General features: G+C 60.8%; 7 protein-coding genes. All 7 read left to right on the top strand.

Annotated elements, in window-relative coordinates; all coding sequences use genetic code 11:
• The first annotated feature begins 156 nt into the window (after positions 1-156).
• Positions 157-759: a cytidylate kinase-like family protein gene (locus ACQRD3_RS10380; protein WP_080906937.1), complete on the top strand. Its 603-nt coding sequence runs from the start codon at positions 157-159 to the stop codon at positions 757-759.
• Positions 760-780: 21 nt separating this feature from the next.
• Positions 781-1953: a sensor histidine kinase gene (locus ACQRD3_RS10385; RefSeq protein WP_427781351.1), complete on the top strand. Its 1173-nt coding sequence runs from the start codon at positions 781-783 to the stop codon at positions 1951-1953.
• Entirely contained in the window at positions 1938-2648 is a 711-nt protein-coding gene (locus tag ACQRD3_RS10390; RefSeq protein ID WP_080906883.1) for a response regulator transcription factor, read from the top strand. The genes ACQRD3_RS10385 and ACQRD3_RS10390 overlap by 16 nt, the downstream gene beginning before the upstream one ends.
• A gap of 134 nt (positions 2649-2782) precedes the next feature.
• Complete coding sequence (locus ACQRD3_RS10395) at positions 2783-3358, top strand: hypothetical protein (protein WP_080906882.1); 576 nt, start codon at positions 2783-2785, stop codon at positions 3356-3358.
• A gap of 204 nt (positions 3359-3562) precedes the next feature.
• Complete coding sequence (locus tag ACQRD3_RS10400; RefSeq protein ID WP_080906881.1) at positions 3563-4453, top strand: transporter substrate-binding domain-containing protein; 891 nt, start codon at positions 3563-3565, stop codon at positions 4451-4453.
• Between the two features lie 93 nt (positions 4454-4546).
• Positions 4547-5284, top strand: coding sequence for an amino acid ABC transporter permease (locus tag ACQRD3_RS10405; protein WP_080906880.1), 738 nt, complete (start codon positions 4547-4549; stop codon positions 5282-5284).
• Positions 5268-6000: amino acid ABC transporter ATP-binding protein (locus tag ACQRD3_RS10410; RefSeq protein WP_427781352.1), on the top strand; the 733-nt coding region annotated here is incomplete at its 3' end. The genes ACQRD3_RS10405 and ACQRD3_RS10410, both read left to right, overlap by 17 nt.

Genomic DNA, 6000 nt, shown 5'->3' on the forward strand with positions numbered 1-6000 from the left:
CGCTCTTTTTTATTCGGCCGCTCTGTTATAATTCCGCAAAATTTTGGGCGGGGCGGGCCGGTGCTATTTCGCTTTGCCCCTAAATATGGTATCATATAGAAAAACCGCTGGGGCCGTGTTTCGGAGGGCTGCGGCGTGAAAAAGGAGTGTGCAGAGATGGAAAGGACCTATATTACCATCGGTCGTCAGTTTGGCAGCGGAGGCCGTGAGGTCGGGAAAAAAGTGGCCCAGGCCCTGGGCATCCCTTACTACGATAAGGAGCTTTTGGCAGTGGCCGCCAAGGAGAGCGGACTGAGCCACCAGTTCCTCCAGGCCTATGATGAGCGGCCCACCAACAGCTTTTTTTACTCCCTGGTCATGGGCCAGCAGAATCTTCTTGTGGGAGCCCAGAACGTAACCGTGGAGCAACTGGCGGCCAAGGCGCAGCGGGATGCGGTGCAGTCTGTGGCCGACAAGGGAAGCTGCGTCATTGTGGGCCGCTGCGCCGACTACCTGCTCCGGGAGCGGGGGGGATTGCTGCGGGTCTTTATCTGCGCGGACTGGGACAAGCGGATCGACCGGGTGTGCCGCCGGGACGGCCTGGGCCAGAAAGAGGCTGAGGAGAAACTCCGCCGGATGGACAAGACCCGTGCGGCCTATTACAGTTTCCACACCGACCGGAAGTGGGGGGCGGCGGAGACGTATGATCTGTGCATCAACTCCTCCCGGAAGGGGCCTGACGCCACGGCAGATCTGATCCTGTCTTTTATCCGGGGCTGAGCACGAGGGGAGGCTTCTGTGTTGGGTAGCCTTTTGGGGCGGAGCCGGACGGTGCTCCGGGCGCTCCCCGGCGTATTCCGTGATCTGGCCGTCACCGTGATGCTGATGGCGGCGGCCTCCTTTGGAAGCGCCTTTCTTCTCCGCCACACCGGCGTGGAAAACAACTCCGCGCTGGTCTATGTTCTGGCGGTGGTGCTGATCTCCCGTCTGACGTCGGGTTATTTTTATGCGGTGTGCGCCTCTTTGGTGGCCGGGTTCTGCACCAACTATTATTTCATGTACCCCTATGCCAGTTTTTCACTGGAGTTTGCGGGCTATCCGGTGGCGATGCTCAGCATGGTGGCGATCTCCCTGGTGGTGTGCACCCTGACCACCCAGCTGAAAAACCAGGCAGAGGAGGCCGTCCGGCGGGAGCGGAACACCCGGGCGCTCTATGAGCTCAATGACCGGTTGGGACGGGAGAAAGCCGACATCCAGCGGGAGAAGGACCGGGAGACCATTCGGGGCAACATTCTCCGGGCGGTGTCCCACGATCTGCGCACGCCCCTCACCTCCATCTCGGGGGCTGCCGCCGTGCTGATGGAGAGCGGGGGGCGGGATCAGCGGGACCGGATGCTTCTGGAGGACATCAAGTCGGATGCGGATTCTCTCATCACCATGGTGGAAAACCTGCTGTCCGTGACGAGGATCCAGGGAGAGACCCAGATCAAGAAGCAGAGCGAGGTGCTGGAAGAAGTGGCGGGGGACGCAGTGCTGAAAGTCCGCCGGCGCTTTCCCGAGGCCGAGGTGGAGCTCCAACTGTCGGAGGACATTCTGCTGGTTCCCATGGATCCCATGCTGATCCAGCAGGTCATCTGCAACCTGCTGGAGAATGCCGTGCGCCACTCGGGAGACCCCACCGGGATCGTTCTGCGGCTTTACCGCCGGGGCGGGACGGCGGTGACCGAGGTGGCCGACCGGGGGCGGGGGCTGACTCCCGAGGTCCTGGAGGCGGTCCGGGCCGGCCGGCCGCTGTCCACCTCCACCTCCGGGGACGCCTCCCGGGGAATGGGCATCGGCCTGTCGGTCTGCCAGAGTATCGTCACTGCTCACGGCGGGGTGCTGGAGGCGGAAAACGGCTTGTCTGGAGGCGCTGTTTTTCGTTTTGATCTGCCCCTGAAGGAAGAGGAGGAAAGAGAATGGACGCAGCCTTGATCCTGGTGGTGGAGGATGAGCGCACCATCAGCAATTTTATCTGCCGGGCCCTGGTATCCGCAGGCTACAAGGCCCTCCCGGCCGCTACCGGCGGAGAGGCCATCACGTTGTTCTTCTCTCACCGGCCCGATCTGGTGCTGCTGGATCTGGGACTGCCCGACATGGACGGGCTGGAGGTTCTCCAACAAGTGGCCTCGGATCCCCAGCGGGAGACCCCGGTCATCATTCTCTCGGCCCGGGATCGGGAGAGCGAGAAGGTGAAGGCGCTGGACCTGGGGGCGGACGACTACATCGTCAAGCCCTTTGGCGTTCCGGAGGTGCTGGCCCGGATCCGCACTACCCTCCGTCATGCGGAGCGGGTGCGCTCTGCCACACATGGGGAGAAAAAACTGAGCTACCGGGTGAAGGATCTCACGGTGGACACCGCCCGGCACCAGGTCTTTGTGGGCGAGAAGGAGATCCACCTGACCCAGAATGAGTTCAAGATCCTGGAACTGCTGTGCCTGCACGCGGGAAAGGTACTCACCTACGACTTTATCATGAAGGAAGTATGGGGGCCCTATACCACCGGCGGCAACCAGATCCTGCGGGTCAACATGGCCAATATCCGCCGCAAGCTGGGGGAGAACCCATCTGAGCCCAAGTATGTTCTCACGGAACTGGGTATCGGCTACCGCCTGCTGGAAGAGGGGTAAGCCCCGCCGGGGCTTTTGCGCTTCCTTAACGGGAAGTCCCGCCCGTTGACACCAAATTAACGTCCTTTCGGATTATGATAATGGCAGAGAGGGGAGCACCCCCTCGACAACCGATCTGAGAGGAGCATTTTAAGATGGAAACCGTCCTGAATTCTCTGCTGGAGCCGCAGGAGAAAGTATTGTGGTTCGGCCGTCCGGAAAAGAGCAAGCTGCTGGAGGCCTACGACCGTAAACATCAGTTTGTCTTGTGGGGCGTGATGGCCGCATTTTTGATTTTGACCCTGGCTGTGGTCTTTCCCTATATGATCAAGATCGAACGGCCGCCCCAGGTCCTGGCGATCGCCTTTGCCGTCATTAACGCCGTTCCCGTCATCATGGCCATCCGACCCTGGATGGATCAGCGCCTTCTGGAGGGCAAGACCGTCTATGCGGTGACGGACCGCCGGGTCATTGCGGTGGTAAAGGAAAGCGTATATATTCTCCCCCGGCTGGGCACAGAGTGGATCATCACCCATCGGGACGGCGCCTGCGGGAACCTCCGCTTTGGAGCCGCCGCTTACGCCAAGGATCAGGACGACCGCGCGGATGCCGTGCTGGGCGTCATCGGCAGCAAGGATGGGCGTTCCACCAGCGGGCTGGTGTTTTACCACATCGCCGATGTGGATTCCGTGGCGGGCCTTCTCCAAAATGGGAAGCGCACCGCAGCTTGAATTTCGGTACTGTTCTCATTCATTCTTTCATCCCGAAAAGGGCGGCCGGAAACGGCCGCCCTTTTCGGCGCCGGAACAGCCAAAAACCGGGAGAGAAGAAACTCTTTTTTGTATAAAATGACTGTGAATACTGTGTTGCATTTTTTTGAAAACAGTGTATAATTATGCACATCAAGAAGAGGAACACAAAAGGAGCGAATTAATATGAAAAACTGGAAGAAGCTGATGGGTCTGGCCCTCTCCGCCGCCCTGAGCCTGTCTCTGCTCACTGCCTGCGGCGGCGGCGCCGCCGAGTCCGCTGCCCCCAGCGAAGCCCCCGCCGAGTCTGCCGCGGCTGAATCCGCTGCTCCGGAGAGTGCCGCCCCCACCAAACTGGTCTTCGGGACCTCCGCCGACTATCCCCCCTACGAGTTCCACATCCTGGACAACGGTGAGGACAAGATCGTGGGTATGGACGTGGCGCTGGCCCAGGCTATCGCCGAGGACATGGGTGCCGAGCTGGAGATCGTTGACATGAATTTCGACAACCTGCTCACCCTGATGGCCCAGGGCAAGTGCGACTTCGTCATCGCCGACATGGAGTCCACCCCCGACCGTGAGGCCGCTGCCGACGGCTCCGATCCCTACTATGAGGATCTGGCTCCCATGGTGGTGGTGAAGAAGGCCAACCTGGATCAGTACAAGACCATCGACGACTTTACCGGGAAGAACGTGGGCGCTCAGACCGGTACCAACAAGGCCCTCATCGTCACCGGTGGGGATGAGGAGACCGCCCCCATTCACATGACGGGCGCCAACCCAATCCTGCTGACCAACGTGGGCGACCTTATCAACCAACTGGTCTACGACAAGTGCGACGCGGTGGTGCTGGACGGCGCGGTGGCTGTGAAGTACGCCGAATCCAACCCTGAGCTGGCTGTGGTAGAAGGCGTGGAACTGGGTAAGGTGGGCCTGCCCTGCGTGTGGGTGGCCGACGGCGATCCCCAGGGCCTGCTGCCTGCCATCAACGAGACCATTGCCAAGCTGAAGGCCGACGGCTCCATCAAGACCTTCATGGAGGAGGCCGACGCCCTCAGCTCCGGCGCCATGAGCTGAGCCGCTCTTCCGAATTAAGATTTATCGGCATGCCGCGCGGGGCAGAAGCCCCGCGCGGCTGTGTCGCCGAAATGAGACAAAAAGGAGTACGCCATGTTTGACGCCATCGCGGCCTGGTATGAGGGGCTCTCCCCTGCCAGCTTTTTCAATTTTCACTTTCTGCCCAAGTATGCGGTCTATTTTATTCAGGGAGTGGAGTATACCCTGCTGCTGGCGGTGGTGTCGGTCCTGCTGGCCGTCCTCCCCGCTCTGCTGCTGGCTCTGATGCGCATGAGTAAAAACCGCCCCATCCGCTGGGTCTCCGGAGCTTATGTCTCGGTCATCCGCTCCACCCCGCTGCTGGTGCAGCTCTCCATTATCTTTTTCGGCGTTTTTAACGCCATCCGCATTCCAGCCATCAAGGTATTCGGTTTTGTGGACCTGTCCTATTTTATCCCCGGCGTGGTGGCCCTGGCCATGAACAGTTCGGCCTACGTGGCGGAGATCTTCCGGGCGGGGATCCTGGCGGTGGACGGCGGACAGATGGAGGCCGCCCGCTCTCTGGGCCTGCCCAAAGGAAAGGCCATGCAGCTGGTGGTTCTGCCTCAGGCCATCAAGAACATTCTCCCCGCCCTGGCCAACGAGGTGGTGACCATGGTCAAGGAATCCTCCATCTGCATGGTGCTGGGGATGCAGGATCTGATGTGGGGCGCCAAAACGGCGGCCGCCAGCAGCTTTGTCACCCTGGGCCCCTATGTGCTGGCCGCATTGATCTACTTTGCCATCAACTTCCCCGCCGGGAAGGCCATTGAAGTCATCGAAAGGAGGATGCGCCGTGGAGACCAGCGATAAGCTCATCCGGGTCAGCCATGTGACCAAGGAATTCAGCAACGGGGCCGTCCGGGCTTTGAATGACTGCTCCCTTACGGTGTCCAAGGGGGAGGTCGTGACCATCATCGGCCCCTCCGGTTCGGGAAAATCCACCCTTCTCCGGTGCCTCAACCTGCTGGAGGTGCCCACCTCAGGCACAGTCACCTTCCACGGGGTGGACATCACAGACCCCAAGACCGACATCGACCTCCACCGCCGGAAGATGGGGATGGTGTTCCAGCACTTCAACCTCTTCCCCCACATGACGGTGCTGAAAAACATCACGCTGGCCCCCGTGCAGCTGGGGCTGTGCACCGAAGCCCAGGCCCAGGAGAAGGCCAGGGTGCTCCTGGAGCGGGTGGGCCTGCCCGACAAGGCCGACGAATACCCCATCCGGCTCTCCGGAGGCCAGAAGCAGCGCATTGCCATTGTCCGGGCGCTGGCCATGGAGCCCGAGGTCATGCTGTTTGACGAGCCCACCTCTGCCCTGGACCCCGAGATGGTGGGAGAGGTGCTGGAGGTCATGAAGACTCTCGCCAAAGAGGGCATGACCATGGTTGTGGTGACCCATGAGATGGGCTTTGCACGGGAGGTCGGCGACCGGGTGATCTTTATGGCCGACGGCACCATCCTGGAGGAGAACACACCAGAGGAGTTCTTTGCGCACCCCAGAGAGCAGCGGACGCAGGAATTTTTGT

The sequence above is a fragment of the Candidatus Pseudoscillospira sp. SGI.172 genome (genome assembly GCF_050313575.1).
Classification (GTDB): Bacteria; Bacillota; Clostridia; order Oscillospirales; family Oscillospiraceae; genus Vermiculatibacterium.

What these genes read in the sequence shown, in the direction of transcription:
- ACQRD3_RS10380 (WP_080906937.1), top strand. Translation starts at nt 157, where the DNA reads ATGGAAAGGACCTATATTACCATCGGTCGTCAGTTTGGCAGCGGAGGC.
- ACQRD3_RS10390 (WP_080906883.1), top strand. Translation starts at nt 1,938, where the DNA reads ATGGACGCAGCCTTGATCCTGGTGGTGGAGGATGAGCGCACCATCAGC.
- ACQRD3_RS10395 (WP_080906882.1), top strand. Translation starts at nt 2,783, where the DNA reads ATGGAAACCGTCCTGAATTCTCTGCTGGAGCCGCAGGAGAAAGTATTG.
- ACQRD3_RS10400 (WP_080906881.1), top strand. Translation starts at nt 3,563, where the DNA reads ATGAAAAACTGGAAGAAGCTGATGGGTCTGGCCCTCTCCGCCGCCCTG.
- ACQRD3_RS10405 (WP_080906880.1), top strand. Translation starts at nt 4,547, where the DNA reads ATGTTTGACGCCATCGCGGCCTGGTATGAGGGGCTCTCCCCTGCCAGC.